The following is a 16,508-nucleotide window of genomic DNA, read 5'->3' on the forward strand; positions in this document are numbered from 1 at the left end:
CTGATTAAGGCCCCCTTCTGCCGCCGCGCTTTACCGTTTCTCTGATAAATCAGATTGTTAATTTTCTTTCAGCTACACTGTCAACAGCCAATTTACGTCACGGGAGAGGGAATGAGCGAGCTGCAACGGGAAAAGATCGGACAAAATATTCTGATCAAACTGGCAATGCTGGTCATTATCCTCGCCGGAGTGCGGGCAGCGTCCGACATTCTGGTCCCGCTGCTGCTGGCGGCTTTCTTTGCCATTGTACTCAACCCGCTGGTGACGATGCTGATGCGGCGTGGCTTCCGCCGTGGGCTGGCGATCGGGCTGGTGATCACGGTGATCTTCTGCGTCATGGTGCTGCTGGGCGCCATCATCGCCAGCTCAATGAGTGAGTTTTCCGATCTCTACCCGCAGCTGCGCGCCACCATGGAGCAGAAAATGACGGTGCTGCAGCATCTGGCCGCAGGCTTTCATCTCAACATCTCAACCGACGTCCTGATCAAACATTTCGACCCCAACACCATGATGAATCTGGCCACGGTGGCGCTGAGCGGCTTTTCCGGCGCGATGACTAACACCGTGCTGCTGGTACTGACCGTCGTCTTTATGCTGTTTGAGGTCCATCACCTGCCCTACAAAATGCGTAACGCGCTGGTGAATCCCAAGATTCGCATCGCCGGGCTGCACAAAGCGCTGAAAGGGGTGACCCACTATCTGGCGCTGAAAACCCTGGTGAGCCTGATCACCGGCGTGGCGGTCTGGCTGACGCTCTTTCTGCTGGATGTGAAGTTCGCACTGCTGTGGGGCGTGGTGGCGTTTATCCTCAACTTCATTCCCAACATCGGCCCGATCATTGCCGGTATCCCGCCCTTCCTGCAGGCGCTCCTGCTGAACAGCCTGTTTGATGCTGCGATGGTGGCCGCCCTGTTTACGGCCATTCATATGGTGTTTGGCAATATGCTGGAACCGCGCCTGATGGGCCGGGGTCTGGGCCTGTCGACGCTGGTGGTATTCCTCTCCCTGGTCTTCTGGGGCTGGCTGCTGGGCCCGGTTGGCATGCTGCTGTCGGTGCCGCTTACCAGCATCACGAAAATCCTGATGGAAACCACGCCCGGCGGCAGCCGTCTGGCCATTCTGCTGGGCACCGGGCGACCTAAACGGGTGCGGGGCTTAACCAAGTAAGCGCTGCTGGACGTGCCGCAGATGGTTCTCCATGGCCTGACGGGCAGCCGCCTCATCCCCCGCCACGATCGCGCTGGCAATCTGCTGATGGTCAGCGTTCATCTCCAGCGCAAAGCTGTTATCAGCAAAATGGCGCTCCAGCCGCTCGACATGGGGGCTGTGGCGCTTGTTCCAGAGCTGTTCCAGCAGGTCGCGCAGCACATCATTGCCACTCATTTCGCTGATCAGCAGGTGGAAGCGTTTGTCCTTAGCCAGAAAGGCCGCATCGTTTTCCTGATGCTGCTGCAGCTCAGCGGCCAGCGCCAGCAGGGCCGCCCGCTGTGCCGGCGTGCCGTTTCGGGCGGCAAAGCCCGCCAGCATCCCCTCGAAGGCTTCACGGGCCTGCAACAGATCCTGCAGACTGCAGGCCTCACTCTCCTGCGTGTCCCCGGCCTGCGGCAGCGGCTGGGCGACAAACACCCCGGTGCCGGTGCGGATATCGACCCAGCCGGTCATCTCCAGCGCAATCAGCGCTTCACGCACGGATGATCGGCTGACGCCCAGCTGTTTTGCCAGCTCGCGCTCCGGCGGCAGCAGCCCGCCAGCGACAAAGTCACCACGCGTGATACCGGCCATAATGGCGTTGGCTATCTGACGGTAGAGCCGCTCCGTTTTAATGGCTGCCAGGGTCATTGTCCTCTCCTCCTGTCCTGCTCAATCGGCCCGCTGGCCGATGCAGTTTATGATGCTGCGATCCGGATCACGGCCTTGTTTTGCACACTATCATACTCTTGGTCCAGCGGCCTGACCACTGGGCCACATCACAGTTAAGGAGCAAACATGGAACATACCTGGCGATGGTACGGCCCGAACGATCCGGTTTCACTGGATGATGCGCGTCAGGCAGGCGCGACCGGCATCGTTACCGCACTGCATCACATTCCCAACGGCGAGATCTGGCCGGTTGAGGAGATCAAAGCCCGGCAGGCCCTGCTGGCGGAAAAAGGGCTGGTCTGGTCAGTCGTGGAGAGCATTCCGGTTCATGAGGCGATTAAAACCCAGCGCGGCGACTACCTGCGCTATATCGCCAATTATCAGCAGTCGATCCGCAATCTGGCCGCCTGCGGCATTGATACCGTCTGCTACAACTTCATGCCGGTGCTGGACTGGACGCGGACCGACCTCGCCTGGACGCTGCCCGATGGCGCTAAGGCGCTGCGCTTCGATGCCGACGCGTTCGCCGCGTTTGAACTCTGCCTGTTAAAACGTCCGGGTGCAGAGCAGGACTACAGCGCGACCGAGCAGCAGGCGGCCAGAGCGCGCTTTGCCGCGATGAGCGAGGAAGAGAAAAACACGCTGGTGCGCAATATCATCGCGGGCCTGCCCGGCGCCGAAGAGGGGTACACGCTGGAGCAGTTTCAGGCGCAGCTGGCGCAGTATGACGGCATCGACAAAGCAAAACTGCGTGAACATATGGCGACCTTCCTGCGCGCCATCGTGCCAGTGGCGGAAGAGGCTGGCGTAAAACTGGCGGTGCACCCGGACGATCCACCGCGTCCTATCCTGGGCCTGCCGCGCATTATCTCCACGCAGGAAGATATGCAGTGGCTGAAGGAAACCGTCGACAGCCTGCACAACGGATTCTGTTTCTGCACCGGCTCCTACGGCGTGCGGGCCGACAATGCGCTGGTTGAGATGGCGGAAACCTACGCCGACCGCATCAACTTTGTCCATCTGCGCGCCACGAAGCGTGAAGAGAATCCCGCCAGTTTCCATGAGGCGGCGCATCTGGCGGGGGATGTCGATATGGTGGGGGTGATCAGGGTCATTCTGGCCGAAGAGCAGCGCCGTCGTCGGGCGGGCAACCTGCGGGCCATTCCTATGCGCCCCGACCACGGCCATCAGATGCTGGATGACCTGCATAAACGCACCAACCCCGGCTATTCCGCCATTGGCCGCCTGAAAGGACTGGCTGAACTGCGCGGGGTGGAAGTGGCGCTGAAGCAGATCTTTTTTACTGATTAATTCTTCATTCACGCGCCCGCCCTGCGACCGTCCCGTGACGGCGCAGGGCCTTTCGCCCACCGCTGCGCATCGCCCGTTATCCCCCGCGTCCTGCCTGCTGAATTTGTGTCGCTGAATCGCAATAAAGACAAAACAAACGTCACATAAATGACACGCACTGTTCGATAATTGACCTGAGTCAGTCTGATTGATTGCAAAAACGCTAATCTGCTCCGCCCGGAGAGATGTTATTCTGCGCAGCGGATTAGCGCCTCCTGATAACACCAATAATATTCAGAGGATTTTGCGGTGCCGCTACTGAAACGAAAACGCGACTACGCCAGGCTGGTGATTATTATCTCCGGCCTGCTGCCTCTGGTTATTGGCCTGTTTTTTACCGCACTGGATGCGCGCCACACCGTTCATCAGCAGCAGATGAGCGCGGCAGAAACCCTGCTATCCCAGGCGGAGAGAATGAGCGACAGCGCCTGGGATATGATTACCGAGCTGCGCCAGTTTGATCAGGTGCCCTGCAGCCAGATTGAAAACCAGCTGCAGCGCATCGGCTCACTTAATCCCTACTTTCGCGCTATCGGTAAAATGGAGCAGGGAAAAATTGCCTGTTCATCGGTGTATGGTTCACGTCCTGCCCCGCTGAAAGCGATGATCCTGCGTGATGCCCCCGTCACCGGTAAAGCCTGGTGGAGCCTGTCGATTGCCGGTACCGCCGGTGTGCCGACGCGTCCCGCCGTGATTTTTGTGCGCGACCTGCCCGACGGCGAAAGTTTCTGGGCGGTGATCGATGGGCAGTATCTGATCGATTTTATGCGCGCCATCAGCAGCACCCATCGCTACCATTTCAGCATGGATTTCAGTGATGGTGCGCCCATCTCCTATGGCGATCCGCAAATCGCCGCCGACAGCTGGTTCAAACCGTCGATTTATCAGGCATCCTCCCAGCGCTATCCACTGACGGTCACGCTGATAGCCTCGCCCACGGAGCTGATTTCGGCCTGGCGTCAGGTGATGTTTATCATTATGCCGATGGCGGCAATCTTCTCTATTCTGCTGATGATGATAATGGCGAACTGGCTGCAGCGACGTATTTCCTGGCGCGATGAGATCCGGCGCGCTATCGCCAGCGGCCAGTTCAGGGCGCACTATCAGCCGGTCTATGACAACCGGCTGCAGCGCTGCGTCGGTGTTGAGGCGCTGCTGCGCTGGACAACCCCGGACGGCAACGGCGTGCGGCCGGATATTTTTATCGGTGCCGCAGAAGCGGAAGGCATGATTGTGCCGCTGACCCGCCACCTGCTGGCGTTGGTCGCAGAGGATGTCCGGAGCTGGCAGGTAGAGCCCCATTTCCACCTGGGAATTAACGTGGCGGCGGAGCACCTGCAGCATCCTGACTTTGTCGACGATATGCTGCACTTTGCTGAACAGGTCAGGGATAAGCAGTTCCTGATTACGCTGGAGCTGACCGAGCGCAGCCTGATCAAAGAGGGCGCGGCGGTGGCACGCAAACTGGAACACCTGCGTCACTGCGGCATGAAAGTCGCGATTGACGATTTTGGCACGGGTCACTGTTCGCTGAGCTATTTACAGACCTTCACGCTGGATTATCTCAAGATTGATCGGGGCTTTATCAACACCATCGAGTCGCTTGAGGGCAGAACACCCGTTCTGGATGCCATTATCCAGCTCAGTCATGAGCTGGAGCTGGAAGTCCTGGGCGAAGGGGTCGAAACCGCCTTGCAGTTCCGTTATCTGCAACAGCGCGGCGTGGTCTTTATTCAGGGCTACTATTACGCGCGCCCGCTGGACAATGCGGGACTGATCGCCTGGCTGGCCGAACAGGGCGACCAGCCCGTGGAGCCGGACCTGGCCCTTACGACCTGACCGGCTACCGGCGTCTGACGACAGAACGCCGATAGCCGATTGGCCCGTCGCGATTATCTTTTTTGTCAGGGTCATCTTCTTCGCGCTCCCTCCCTCCTCCAGCCCGTCATTTCTCCCGTCCGGAAAAGCGTGAGGACCGCCGCTCAAGTGCTGAAAAAAGCGGCGATTGTCACGCAGAGTGATAATTTTTTTGCGGAGAGAAATAGCCTTATCAGTGGCAAAAAGAGGCTACATGTAGCCCAAACATGACAGATATCACACAAAAACGGTATACTCTGTCGCTGTTCGCAATAATCACAACAGTAATTATTGTGTTAACGGGCGCTAAAACAGCGCGTATTTACGGCTATGCTTAAATTTCTCAACGTGGCGGTCTGTACGATTCATCCGGCTCGCGCCGTTGAGAACTTTCGTGTTCCATTACAGGGTAATTCTATGAAATTGCGTAGGAAGCGTGTAAAACCAATTGGGATCAATGATGTCACCATCATTGATGATGCCCGTTTACGTAAAGCCATCACGGCGGCCTCTCTGGGTAACGCGATGGAGTGGTTTGACTTCGGCGTTTACGGCTTTGTGGCCTATGCGCTGGGTAAAGTCTTCTTCCCGGATGCGTCGCCAGGCGTTCAGATGATCGCGGCGCTGGGTACCTTCTCTGTGCCCTTCCTGATCCGACCGCTGGGTGGTCTGTTCTTCGGTATGCTGGGCGACAAATATGGTCGTCAGAAAATTCTTTCCATCACCATTATCATCATGTCGGTCAGTACCTTCTGTATCGGCCTGATCCCCTCTTATGCCTCTATTGGCATCTGGGCGCCGATTCTGCTGCTGTTAGCGAAGATGGCACAGGGCTTCTCGGTGGGCGGTGAATATACCGGTGCCTCGATCTTCGTGGCCGAATATTCGCCTGACCGCAAACGCGGCTTCATGGGAAGCTGGCTCGACTTTGGCTCCATTGCCGGCTTCGTGCTGGGTGCGGGTCTGGTCGTGCTGATCTCTTCCATTATCGGGGAAGCGAACTTCCTTGAGTGGGGCTGGCGTCTGCCATTCTTCGTTGCGCTGCCGCTGGGCATCATCGGTCTTTACCTGCGTCATGCGCTGGAAGAGACCCCGGCATTCCAGCAGCACGTGGACAAGCTGGAACAGGGTGACCGCGAAGGTCTGCAGGATGGCCCGAAAGTCTCCTTCAAAGAGATTGCGACCAAACACTGGCGCAGCCTGCTCTCCTGTATCGGTCTGGTCATCGCCACAAACGTCACCTACTACATGTTGCTGACGTATATGCCGAGCTACCTGTCGCATAACCTGCACTACAGCGAAGATCACGGTGTGATGATTATTATCGCCATCATGATCGGGATGCTGTTTGTTCAGCCGATGATCGGCATGATGAGTGACCGTTTTGGCCGCCGCCCGTTTGTTATCATCGGCAGTCTCGCCCTGATGGTCTTCTCGATCCCTGCCTTCATGATGATCAACAGTGGCGTGCTGGGGATGATTTTTGGTGGTCTGCTGCTGATGGCGGTGATCCTGAACTCCTTCACCGGTGTGATGGCTTCGTCACTGCCTGCCATGTTCCCGACCCACATCCGCTACAGTGCGCTGGCCAGTGCCTTTAACATCTCGGTACTGGTTGCCGGTCTGACCCCTACGCTGGCCGCCTGGCTGGTCGAGTCAACCGACAACCTCTACATGCCTGCCTACTATCTGATGGTCGTGGCCGTGATTGGTCTGATTACCGGTCTGTTCATGAAAGAGACTGCGAACAAGCCGCTGAAGGGGGCCACACCGGCCGCGTCGGATATGGAAGAAGCGCGCGAGATTCTGCAGGAGCATCACGATAACATCGAGAATAAAATCGAAGATATCGACGCAGAGATCGCCCGTCTGGAAGCGAAACGTAAAAATCTGGTGCAGCAGCATCCGGATATCAACGAGTAATCGTTCTGCTCTCCCGCCGCCCGGCGGGAGAGCATTTTTCCCCCTCCCTACCGCACACAATCCTTCATGCCCTGCGGGCAAAGGGAGTAAACTGTTGTCACTTTTTTCACCTGCGTAAGAATGAAAATGTCTGATTATTCCCTTATCCAGCGCCCAAGAAGATTGCGCGCCAGCGCGTCAATGCGTGAAATGTTCCAGGAGTCATCCCTGAGCCTGAACGATCTGGCTCTGCCCATTTTTGTTGAAGAAGAGGTCGACGACTACAAACCGATTCAGGCGATGCCTGGCGTGATGCGTATTCCGGAAAAACGTCTCGCTTATGAGATTGAGCGTATCGCCAAAGCCGGTATCCGCTCGGTCATGACCTTTGGTATTTCGCACCACACCGATGCCACCGGCAGCGATGCGTGGAACGAAAACGGTCTGGTGGCCCGCATGTCGCGCATCTGCAAAGAGACCGTGCCGGAGATGATCGTCATGTCTGACACCTGCTTCTGCGAATACACCAGCCACGGCCACTGTGGCGTGCTCTGCGATCACGGTGTCGACAACGATGCCACCCTGGAAAACCTGGGTAAGCAGGCGGTCGTTGCTGCCGCAGCCGGAGCCGATTTTATCGCCCCGTCGGCGGCGATGGATGGGCAGGTTGAGGCGATTCGTCGCGCGCTGGACGCGGCGGGCTTCACCCAGACCGCAATCATGTCCTACTCCACCAAGTTTGCCTCCTCCTTCTACGGCCCGTTCCGTGAAGCCGCGGGTACGGCGCTGAAAGGCGACCGTAAAACGTATCAGATGAACCCGATGAACCGCCGTGAAGCGATTCGTGAATCACTGCTCGACGCGGCTCAGGGCGCAGATTCACTGATGGTGAAACCGGCAGGTGCCTATCTGGATATCCTGCGTGACATCCGTGAGCGCACCGAACTGCCTCTGGCGGCTTATCAGGTGAGTGGCGAATACGCGATGATCAAGTTTGCCGCAGCGGCCGGTGCCATTGACGAGCGTAATGTGGTGCTGGAAAGCCTCGGGGCGATAAAACGTGCCGGTGCAGACCTGATTTTCAGCTATTTCGCTCTTGATCTCGCCGAACAAAAGGTGCTCTGATCCCCTCCTCATAAAGAGCGTGATCGCGATGTCACGCTCTTCTTCTCCGCCAAAAGGCAAACACCAGAACCTGGCTTCGGCTAAACCAACAAAGGTCTCTGTGATGAAAGCACCTGACATTCCTGCCGACGAGGCACAACGTTTATCGCAGCTGCGTGCGCTGAACATCATGAACACCACCGCGGAGGAACGTTTTGATCGTTTAACCCGTCTGGCCCGCCGCCTGTTTGACGTGCCTATCGCGTTAGTCAGCCTGCTGGAAGCTGACCATCAATGGTTTAAATCGGCTCAGGGCTTTGCACCGCCGGGATCGCCGCGCAATATCTCCTTCTGCGGACACGCTATCCTGCAGGATGAGATCATGATTGTTGAAGATGCGCATAAAGATGAGCGTTTTCACGACAACCCGCTCGTCACCGGCGATCCACACATCCGTTTTTATGCCGGCTGTCCGCTGCGTGCACCGGGCGGCGCCAAACTGGGTACGCTCTGCATCATCGGACGCGAGCCGCGCCAGTTTGATGAAGAGGATCAGGCTACCATGCGTGACCTGGCCGCGATGGCTGAAGCGGAGCTGGTCGCCTTTCAGACCGCCACCTGCGACGAACTGACGCAGATAACCAATCGCCGCGGCTTTATGACCCTGGGACAGATGGTGCTGAACGAGTGCCGGATGAAGAACCGGCCAGCCTCGCTGACGTTTCTCGACCTCGACAAGTTCAAGCAGATCAACGACTCGCTGGGCCATCGCGAAGGCGACCGTGCGCTGATGGACTTTGCCGACGCGATGAAAGTGGTGTTTAAACACTCCGATCTCTTTGCCCGACTGGGCGGCGACGAGTTTGTGGTGCTGCTCAATGGCATGTCGCAGCAGCAGAGCGAAGCGCTGTTACAGCAGTTTGCCTGCTATCTGCGTCAGCAGTCGATCAGCCTGAATCGTCGTTACCACCTGCAGTTCTCTTCCGGCATCGTCGAATTCGATCCGGCGCAGCCGCAGTCGCTGGAACAGCTGCTGCACGACAGCGATGAGCGGATGTACCAGAGTAAAAAGCAGAAGCGTGTCGCGGTGTAACCTCAGCCGCCGCCGCGGCTGAAGGGTCAGGGACGCGCCAGATCGTCGAGCAGGGTCTGATTAAACTTTGCAGGCTCTTCCATTTGCGGCGCGTGCCCCAGGCCCGGAAACTCAATCAGCCGCGCCCCCGGAATGCGTTTTGCGATCGCTTTACCGAGCACCCTGTAATCGCCCAGCCGCGCTTTCACCGCCGGTGGGGCGATATCGCTGCCGATAGCCGTGGTGTCGGACGTACCGATCATCAGCGTGGTCGGCACCTTCAGATCGCCGAACTCATAAAACACCGGCTGCGTGAAAATCATGTCGTAGATTAAGGCGGAGTTCCACGCCACCTTCTCATGCCCCGGCCCGCTGTTGAGTCCGGCCAGCATATCGACCCATTTGTCATATTCAGGTTTCCAGCGGCCCGCGTAGTAGGTCTGCTGCTCATACTTCTTAATGCCCTCTGCGCTGAGCCTGAGTTCCCGCTGATACCACTGATCGACGGAACGCCACGGCGCCCCTTTCGCTTTCCAGTCCTCCAGCCCTATCGGATTAACCAGCACCAGCTTCTGCGTCTGCTGCGGGTACATCAGCGCATAGCGCGTCGCCAGCATCCCGCCGGTGGAGTGACCCACAATTACCGCCTTCTCCACACCCAAACGGGCGAGCAGCTGATGCGTATTGTCGGCCAATTGCTGAAAGCTGTACTGATAGCGGGCGGGTTTGGTGGCGCTGCAGAAGCCAATCTGATCGGGCGCGATAACGCGGTATCCCTGCTGACTGAGGGCGCGGATGGTCTCTTCCCAGGTGGCACCACAGAAGTTTTTACCGTGCATCAGCACCACGGTTTTCCCGTTGGCACGCGCGACGGGTTTCACATCCATATAGCCCATGCTGAGCGACTGCTGCTGCGATAAAAAATCAAAATGGTGCAGAGGATAAGGGTAGTGAAAGCCTTCCAGCTGTTCGCCATAGGTTGTGGCGGCACGGGTGGGGAGGGAGGTCAGTAAGGTCAGCGAGGTCAGCAGCACAGCAAGCGGTTTCTTCAGCAGAAATGTCGGGCCCATCCGGGATTCTCCAGGTTAAAGGTGAGTCGTAAGCCTGGCAGGTCGCGGAAAAAAATCTATTGATGCGCTGTGCGGTGGCGAAGTGCTCACCCGGGCTGGCGCTGCATCCGCGCCGGTCGCCGCCTTATTCCGCCAAAAAAACCAACAGATTAATTACATCTCATCTTATTTATTAATAAGCACCGTTTAAATGAACCTCATGAGAGGTTGCGATTCAAATCCTGAAGAATCTTTACGCAAAGAATAAGCACATTAAGATAAATAATTCAGAATGCCCGCACGTTAAACGGGGGGTGCCTATGAACGACAATAAATATAATGAAAGCGTAATTGTCTCCATCACTGAGTGGATTAATCACAATCTCGATCAGCGTTTAAGTATTGATGATATTTCGGAAAAGGCGGGTTATTCCAAATGGTATCTGCAGAAACTTTTTGCCCGCTATCATAATGAAACACTGGCGCGCTATATCCGCAGAAAAAAGCTTAACGCCTGTATTCATGATTTAAAAAAAAGCCGTACACCCATTATCAGCCTGGCGCTGAAATACCATTTTGAAAGCCAGCAATCCTTTACCCGCTCATTCAAACAGATGATGGGCTGCACGCCGAGCGCCTGCCGCAAGCGTCCGCTGAATAATGGGAGCAGCGCAGCGCTGGCAGACGCGCAGAATCCCTGTGCCCTGTGCGGCTACGCGCGGCCCGACGCGGAGATTCAGCCGCGCTGTGCCGTCACGGTGCGCCCTGTTACGCGCCCGGCACACGGTTATGCGCAGGCCGACACTTTCCGCGATGCCGGTTAATCACTCATCCGGCTGATAATACTGCACACCAATCTGAATCCGCTCACGTCCCTGAGCAACGCGATGACGATTGGTGTCGCGCAGTGAATAGACACAGCCGCAATATTCCTGCTGATAGAAACTTTCGCGCTTGCTGATTTCGATCATGCGCGCCGACCCGCCACCTTTACGCCAGTTAAATTCCCAGTAGAGCAGATCGGGATAAGCAGCCGCTGCACGGACACCGCAGCTGTTAATCTGCTTCATGTCTTTCCAGCGTGAAATCCCCAGACAGCTGGTCATAACGGGAAAGCCGTTTTCATGCGCATAGAGCGCGGTTCGCTCAAAGCGCATATCAAAGCACATGGTGCAGCGTTCACCGCGCTCCGGAGACCACTCCAGACCGCGCGCCCGCTCAAACCAGTTGTCCCGGTCGTAGTCAGCATCCACAAACGGCACGCCAAATTTTTCAGCAAAACGAATATTCTCCTCTTTGCGCAGCTCATACTCTTTGAGCGGATGAATATTCGGGTTGTAGAAATAGATCGTGTAATCGATGCCGGATGCCAGCATCGCTTCCATCACCTCACCCGAACAGGGGGCGCAGCAGGAGTGCAGCAGGACTTTATTGTGACCGCCCGGCAGAGGCAGCGGCTGACGCTGGAAAGGTTCAGACATAAACACCTTCAATCAATAGCAGGAAAGCGGCAGTGTAATGCCGCCAGTGACGAGTTGCAAAATCTGCGCGGCTTTGTGTAATCGTGCCCCTGCCCCTGTTTTGCCTTCGTCGCCACCCCATTGATCTCTCATGCTTTATTTTGCGGCTCTGTCTGACTGAGCGGTAACAGTGGTCGGAAGTGTGATCGGTAACACACTGACGTCGACTATGTTTACATAACATTAACAATGTTGACACTGGACTACCGCAAGGAGACTCGCATGGGCGCGGCAAAAAAATCGGGAAGTACGCAGAACCGCTTTACCTGGTTCGTCTGTTTTATGGCTGCGCTGTCCGGCCTGCTGTTTGGCCTGGATATTGGCGTCATCGCCGGTGCCCTGCCGTTTCTGGCGAAGGATTTGCAGATCACCAACCATCAGCAGGAGTGGGTGGTCAGTTCGATGATGTTTGGCGCGGCGCTGGGTGCGCTGGCGGCGGGCTGGATGTCATCAAAGCTGGGACGCAAGAAAAGTATGCTGGCAGGCGCGACGCTGTTTGTGATTGGCTCGCTCTGGTCAGCCTTCTCACCGGATGTGACCTCGCTGGTCTGCGCGCGCGTGATTCTGGGACTGGCGGTAGGCATCGCCTCCTACACCGCGCCACTCTATCTGGCCGAGATTGCGCCTGAGCGTATTCGCGGCTCAATGATCTCCATGTATCAGCTGATGCTGACCACCGGCATCGTGGTGGCCTATCTCTCCGACACGGCTTTCAGCTACAGCGGTAACTGGCGCGGCATGCTCGGGGTCATCGCGATTCCGGCGGTGATCCTGTTTATCGGCGTGCTGTTTCTGCCCAATAGCCCGCGCTGGCTGGCGGCACACGGTCGGTTTAATGAGGCGCAGCGGGTTCTGGACCGGCTGCGTAACAGCAGCGAGCAGGCCCGAGAGGAGCTGGAGGAGATCCGGGAAAGCCTGCAGGTGAAGCAGCGCGGCTGGTCACTGTTCCGCTCGAATGGCAATTTCCGCCGCGCGGTGTGGCTCGGCATGCTGCTGCAGGTGATGCAGCAATTTACCGGCATGAACGTCGTGATGTATTACGCCCCTAAAATCTTCAACATCGCCGGGTTCTCCAGCACCAGTGAGCAGATGTGGGGCACGGTGATTGTCGGGCTGGTCAACATGCTGGCGACGCTGATTGCCATCTTCTTTGTGGATCGCTGGGGCCGCAAACCCATGCTTACCACCAGCTTTCTGGTGATGGCCGTGGGGATGGGGGTGCTGGGCACGCTGCTGCACATCGGCGTTGAGACCGACTTCCGCAAATATTTTGCGGTGGCGATGCTGCTGATGTTTATCGTGGGCTTTGCGATGGCAGCCGGTCCGGTTGTCTGGCTGCTCTGTTCCGAGATCCAGCCGCTGAAAGGGCGCGACTTCGGGATTACTGCCTCCACGACCACCAACTGGGTCGGCAATATGATTGTAGGGGCAACCTTCCTCACCCTGCTCGATCAGTTGGGGAATGCCAACACCTTCTGGTTCTACGGCGCGCTGAATCTGGTGTTTATCGTGCTGACGATGATGCTGGTGCCGGAGACCAAACATGTGACGCTGGAGCACATCGAACGCAATCTGATGAAGGGCAAAGCGCTGCGTGATATCGGGGCGTAACCGCCCCGACGCGGCTTACCACTGCAATGACTGGCCGGCGTAATCGACGTAGTGATGTCCTCCACGACCGCGCCAGTGGGTCAGCTGCCGGACAATACCTTCCGCGCTCTCTTCTGCCGTCAGGGGCGCGCTTTCGCCACCCATGTCGGTTTTTACCCAGCCGGGGTGCAGCGTCAGCAGCGTTCCGCCCTGCGCGTCCACAGCAGCGGTCAGGGTGCGGCTTAACATGTTCAGTGCCGCTTTGCTGGCAGCATAAATCGGCATCTGCGCATCCGGGTTTTCATTCAGGCTGCCGAGCTGGGAGGAGGTCAGTGCCAGCACACCACTCGGCTTCAGCAGTGGCAGTAATCTCTCTGCGCTGCGTACCGGCGCGATGGCATTGGTCAGGAAGAGCTGCGCCAGTTCCTGATCGTCACTCTGCGACAGGCTCTGGTGCGACGGCCCGGAAATGCCGGCATTAATCAGAATGGCATCGAACCCCTCACCGGTGAGCTGGCCAGCCAGCTCTTCCACCGCTGACGCCTGGGTCATATCCAGCGCGTGCCAGCGGATTTCGGGCCGGTTGCCCTGCGCCGGGATGCCGCTGCGATGGGTGGCCGTAACCTGCCAGCCCTGCCCGGCGAACGCCTGCGCCACCGCCAGGCCGATACCGCGTGAGGCGCCGATAACCAGTACCTTATTTTGCTGAGCCATATTCACTCCTCGTTAGTGGTCTCATCACAAGCTTAACGGCAAATCGGCGCAGAGCGCGGCCCGCCGTGCTTTTTCGCCGGGCCACCGCACGTCAGGTAACTTTTCGCTGCTCGCAGAGGGGATGAAGGCAGGTTTCAGGCGCCTGATGAGCGCGCCTGATGAAGGGAAAAGAGCGGGTTTTGATTATCCCTGCGTGTCCCGGCTTTTATCATCCGGACTGTCGCCGTTCTCATTCCCCTGGCTCTTCTCCACTTCCTGGGGATGGCCCATTGAGAGCGCCGTGGCGCTGGCCGGATCGAACAGTGACAGGCTTTCAATCTGGTCAACCATGATCACCTTACGAAACGACATCGCATCTTTGGGTTTCGAGTTGAGGGTGATGTCATGCTCGGCATACCATTTGCTGTAGTTGTGCTCCACCGCCAGCTTCAGCGTCTTGCTGTCGCGATAGCCGCTCAGCATCGGAATCAGCACAATGTTTTTGGTGCTCTCATATTCGAACGTGGAGGCGTGAACCATGCCGATGTAGATACGGCGGGACTTCAGCGTGATCCACGCCAGTTCACCCTCTTCCATGCACTGAAACAGCAGTTGCTCCACGCCATTAGACCGGGAAAGTCGCTGATAGAGATCTTTACGGCCTGAAACGTTCAGCCGTGCGCTGCCCGCCCAGTTGGAGCGGTAGAGACAGAGCAGGATCGCGAAAGCCAGCATAATGACGACCGGAGCCTGGATGCCGAGAAAGCTCCAGTTCATGAACTCCACCTGCCACTTCAGATGGGCGCCCGGTATGACCTGAACAGCATTTGCCAGCGCGGAGATGCCCAGCAGCAGCAGCCAGACAAGGCCGGTGGCAAAGACCCCCTGCAGGACAAAAATACAGCCATACAGCGCGACCAGGAAATAGACGTCCCAGCCTGATGAGCGGCGGATTTTAAAACGGCTGTTGAGATCGCGGCTGGTGTACCAGTAACCACTCACCATCAGGACCATGAATATTGCGGTACCCACCTCAGACTCCCTTTAACGCGTTCACATGGCGGGAAAAATCTTCGTGGACTTCCTCGCTCAGCGTGTTGACCGAGATATTGCCGTTCTCATCAATGATGATGCGTTCACCTTCGGCAATCGAGTCGTTGATATCCTGGCGGGTCATGATCTGCAGAAATTTCTCGGGACTGGCAAAGACCGACTTAACAAACCTGAACATAGCGATCCACTTGTGAGTCAAAAAAAGAAGTATGTGACTGAATCCACACTCTCGCCCAATTAATTTCAGGGGAAATTTCTTAAAATCAGCTAATTAGCGAAGCGGTAAGGCGTTGTTTCCGGCGATTTTTTCCTGAAAACCTCAACGTTACCAGCGGCCTGGCGTCGCAGACGCCTCCTGTTCTGTTGGATTGAGCTGCGGGGACGCGGCTCTCTCTCCCGGCCAGGAAAGACTAAGCTAAAGGGTCATCCGCGTACTCTTACCCTGTCTGAAACGCATCGAGGAAAGTTTGCATGAAACTACGAACAATGGGCCGTACCGGTCAGCGCGTCTCTGAAATTGGCTTTGGCGCCTGGGCTATCGGCGGAACCTGGGGAGAGGTCAGCCTAGAGGATGCCAGAGCCGCACTGCATGCCGCGCTGGATGCGGGCGTCACCTTTATCGATACCGCCGACGTCTATGGCGATGGCCGCTCCGAAAAAATCATTGCCGAAGTGCTGAAACAGCGCGGCGGCGAACGCCCTTTCGTGGCTACCAAACTGGGGCGGCGCCTCTCTCCCCATGTGGCTGAAGGCTACAATGCGAAAAACCTCAACGATTTCATTGACCGCTCGCGGGATAATCTGCAAACCGACACGCTGGATCTGGTCCAGCTGCACTGCCCGCCAACCGAGGTCTATTACAGCCCGGAGGTGTTTGCGGTGATGGATGAGATGGTGGCCGCCGGAAAAATCCGTCACTACGGCGTATCCGTTGAGAAAGTCGAAGAGGGTCTGAAGGCGCTGGAGTTTCCCAACGTCGCGTCCATTCAGCTGATTTACAACATTTTCCGCCAGCGTCCGGCTGAACGGCTTTTGCATGAGGCAAAAAGCCGAGATGTGGCCATCATCGCCCGTGTGCCGCTGGCATCAGGCCTGCTGACCGGCAAAATGCATGCCGACAGCGTGTTTGCCGCTGACGATCACCGCACCTTTAACCGTCATGGCGAAGCGTTCGATAAAGGAGAGACCTTTTCCGGCGTGCCTTATGAGGTGGCGCTGGAGGCGGTTGAGGAGATACGCCGCTTTGTTCCGGGCGACATCACGATGGCCCTGTTCGCGCTGCGCTGGATCCTGATGAACGACGATGTCAGCGTGGTCATTCCCGGTGCGAAAAATCGCCAGCAGGCGGAAGCGAATGCGCGTGCCAGCGGCGTTAACGCGCTCTCTGCGGAAACGATGGCGGCGCTGAAGCAGCTCTATCAGGAGAAGATCGCGCCCCACGTGCATCAGCGCTGGTAA

General features: G+C 57.2%; 15 protein-coding genes. 9 read left to right on the forward strand and 6 right to left on the reverse strand.

The window, feature by feature from the left end:
• Positions 1 to 111: 111 nt before the first annotated feature.
• On the forward strand, positions 112 to 1,167 hold the full coding sequence (locus AC6I7A_RS18290) for an AI-2E family transporter (RefSeq protein ID WP_009087834.1): 1,056 nt from the start codon (positions 112 to 114) through the stop codon (positions 1,165 to 1,167).
• Here the strand turns inward: AC6I7A_RS18290 and AC6I7A_RS18295 are convergent.
• Positions 1,156 to 1,839, reverse strand: coding sequence for a FadR/GntR family transcriptional regulator (locus AC6I7A_RS18295; protein ID WP_058956954.1), 684 nt, complete (start codon positions 1,837 to 1,839; stop codon positions 1,156 to 1,158). The two genes, AC6I7A_RS18290 and AC6I7A_RS18295, sit on opposite strands and share 12 nt — an antisense overlap.
• Positions 1,840 to 1,986: 147 nt before the next feature.
• On the opposite strand from AC6I7A_RS18295, the gene uxuA reads away from it, so the two are divergent.
• The 5 genes from uxuA (at position 1,987) to AC6I7A_RS18320 (ending at position 9,166) form a co-directional block, all read left to right on the forward strand.
• Positions 1,987 to 3,171, forward strand: coding sequence for a mannonate dehydratase (gene uxuA, locus AC6I7A_RS18300; RefSeq protein WP_009087838.1), 1,185 nt, complete (start codon positions 1,987 to 1,989; stop codon positions 3,169 to 3,171).
• 288 nt (positions 3,172 to 3,459) lie between these two features.
• On the forward strand, positions 3,460 to 5,049 hold the full coding sequence (locus AC6I7A_RS18305; protein ID WP_058956953.1) for an EAL domain-containing protein: 1,590 nt from the start codon (positions 3,460 to 3,462) through the stop codon (positions 5,047 to 5,049).
• A gap of 435 nt (positions 5,050 to 5,484) precedes the next feature.
• Positions 5,485 to 6,990 (forward strand): glycine betaine/L-proline transporter ProP, encoded by a 1,506-nt coding sequence (gene proP / locus AC6I7A_RS18310; RefSeq protein WP_009087842.1) that lies wholly within the window; start codon positions 5,485 to 5,487, stop codon positions 6,988 to 6,990.
• A 126-nt stretch (positions 6,991 to 7,116) separates the two neighbouring features.
• Positions 7,117 to 8,094 carry a porphobilinogen synthase gene (gene hemB, locus AC6I7A_RS18315; RefSeq protein WP_009087843.1) on the forward strand — a complete coding sequence of 326 codons (978 nt, stop codon included), beginning with the start codon at positions 7,117 to 7,119 and terminating at the stop codon, positions 8,092 to 8,094.
• 103 nt (positions 8,095 to 8,197) lie between these two features.
• Complete coding sequence (locus tag AC6I7A_RS18320) at positions 8,198 to 9,166, forward strand: GGDEF domain-containing protein (RefSeq protein ID WP_058956952.1); 969 nt, start codon at positions 8,198 to 8,200, stop codon at positions 9,164 to 9,166.
• Positions 9,167 to 9,192: 26 nt separating this feature from the next.
• On the opposite strand, the gene AC6I7A_RS18325 is transcribed toward AC6I7A_RS18320, so the two are convergent.
• Positions 9,193 to 10,215: an alpha/beta fold hydrolase gene (locus tag AC6I7A_RS18325; protein ID WP_058956951.1), complete on the reverse strand. Its 1,023-nt coding sequence runs from the start codon at positions 10,213 to 10,215 to the stop codon at positions 9,193 to 9,195.
• Between the two features lie 299 nt (positions 10,216 to 10,514).
• Between AC6I7A_RS18325 and AC6I7A_RS18330 the strand changes: the two genes are divergently transcribed.
• The gene (locus AC6I7A_RS18330; RefSeq protein WP_058956950.1) at positions 10,515 to 11,018 is read left to right on the forward strand and encodes a helix-turn-helix domain-containing protein; all 504 of its coding nucleotides are present in this window, start codon (positions 10,515 to 10,517) and stop codon (positions 11,016 to 11,018) included.
• Here the strand turns inward: AC6I7A_RS18330 and AC6I7A_RS18335 are convergent, their stop codons facing one another.
• A complete protein-coding gene (locus AC6I7A_RS18335; protein WP_009087852.1) occupies positions 11,019 to 11,675 on the reverse strand; it encodes an epoxyqueuosine reductase QueH in 657 nt (218 codons plus the stop codon).
• A gap of 261 nt (positions 11,676 to 11,936) precedes the next feature.
• On the opposite strand from AC6I7A_RS18335, the gene AC6I7A_RS18340 reads away from it, so the two are divergent.
• Complete coding sequence (locus tag AC6I7A_RS18340) at positions 11,937 to 13,325, forward strand: sugar porter family MFS transporter (RefSeq protein ID WP_046100768.1); 1,389 nt, start codon at positions 11,937 to 11,939, stop codon at positions 13,323 to 13,325.
• Between the two features lie 15 nt (positions 13,326 to 13,340).
• Here the strand turns inward: AC6I7A_RS18340 and AC6I7A_RS18345 are convergent, their stop codons facing one another.
• From AC6I7A_RS18345 to AC6I7A_RS18355, 3 genes are all read right to left on the reverse strand, one after another.
• A complete protein-coding gene (locus AC6I7A_RS18345) occupies positions 13,341 to 14,018 on the reverse strand; it encodes an SDR family oxidoreductase (RefSeq protein WP_058956948.1) in 678 nt (225 codons plus the stop codon).
• A gap of 183 nt (positions 14,019 to 14,201) precedes the next feature.
• A complete protein-coding gene (locus tag AC6I7A_RS18350; RefSeq protein ID WP_058956947.1) occupies positions 14,202 to 15,029 on the reverse strand; it encodes a hypothetical protein in 828 nt (275 codons plus the stop codon).
• A 1-nt stretch (position 15,030) separates the two neighbouring features.
• The gene (locus AC6I7A_RS18355) at positions 15,031 to 15,228 is read right to left on the reverse strand and encodes a hypothetical protein (RefSeq protein WP_058956946.1); all 198 of its coding nucleotides are present in this window, start codon (positions 15,226 to 15,228) and stop codon (positions 15,031 to 15,033) included.
• Between the two features lie 293 nt (positions 15,229 to 15,521).
• Here AC6I7A_RS18355 and AC6I7A_RS18360 point away from each other — a divergent pair, with 293 nt between their 5' ends.
• Complete coding sequence (locus tag AC6I7A_RS18360) at positions 15,522 to 16,508, forward strand: aldo/keto reductase (protein ID WP_058956945.1); 987 nt, start codon at positions 15,522 to 15,524, stop codon at positions 16,506 to 16,508.

Source organism: Type-F symbiont of Plautia stali (assembly GCF_059731105.1).

Bases quoted from the DNA above. Each gene is read 5' to 3' on its own strand.
- AC6I7A_RS18290 (WP_009087834.1), top strand. From the start codon at position 112: ATGAGCGAGCTGCAACGGGAAAAGATCGGACAAAATATTCTGATCAAA.
- AC6I7A_RS18345 (WP_058956948.1), bottom strand. From the start codon at position 14,018: ATGGCTCAGCAAAATAAGGTACTGGTTATCGGCGCCTCACGCGGTATC.
- AC6I7A_RS18295 (WP_058956954.1), bottom strand. From the start codon at position 1,839: ATGACCCTGGCAGCCATTAAAACGGAGCGGCTCTACCGTCAGATAGCC.
- AC6I7A_RS18360 (WP_058956945.1), top strand. From the start codon at position 15,522: ATGAAACTACGAACAATGGGCCGTACCGGTCAGCGCGTCTCTGAAATT.
- uxuA (WP_009087838.1), top strand. From the start codon at position 1,987: ATGGAACATACCTGGCGATGGTACGGCCCGAACGATCCGGTTTCACTG.
- AC6I7A_RS18330 (WP_058956950.1), top strand. From the start codon at position 10,515: ATGAACGACAATAAATATAATGAAAGCGTAATTGTCTCCATCACTGAG.
- AC6I7A_RS18340 (WP_046100768.1), top strand. From the start codon at position 11,937: ATGGGCGCGGCAAAAAAATCGGGAAGTACGCAGAACCGCTTTACCTGG.
- AC6I7A_RS18355 (WP_058956946.1), bottom strand. From the start codon at position 15,228: ATGTTCAGGTTTGTTAAGTCGGTCTTTGCCAGTCCCGAGAAATTTCTG.
- hemB (WP_009087843.1), top strand. From the start codon at position 7,117: ATGTCTGATTATTCCCTTATCCAGCGCCCAAGAAGATTGCGCGCCAGC.
- AC6I7A_RS18320 (WP_058956952.1), top strand. From the start codon at position 8,198: ATGAAAGCACCTGACATTCCTGCCGACGAGGCACAACGTTTATCGCAG.
- AC6I7A_RS18325 (WP_058956951.1), bottom strand. From the start codon at position 10,215: ATGGGCCCGACATTTCTGCTGAAGAAACCGCTTGCTGTGCTGCTGACC.
- proP (WP_009087842.1), top strand. From the start codon at position 5,485: ATGAAATTGCGTAGGAAGCGTGTAAAACCAATTGGGATCAATGATGTC.
- AC6I7A_RS18335 (WP_009087852.1), bottom strand. From the start codon at position 11,675: ATGTCTGAACCTTTCCAGCGTCAGCCGCTGCCTCTGCCGGGCGGTCAC.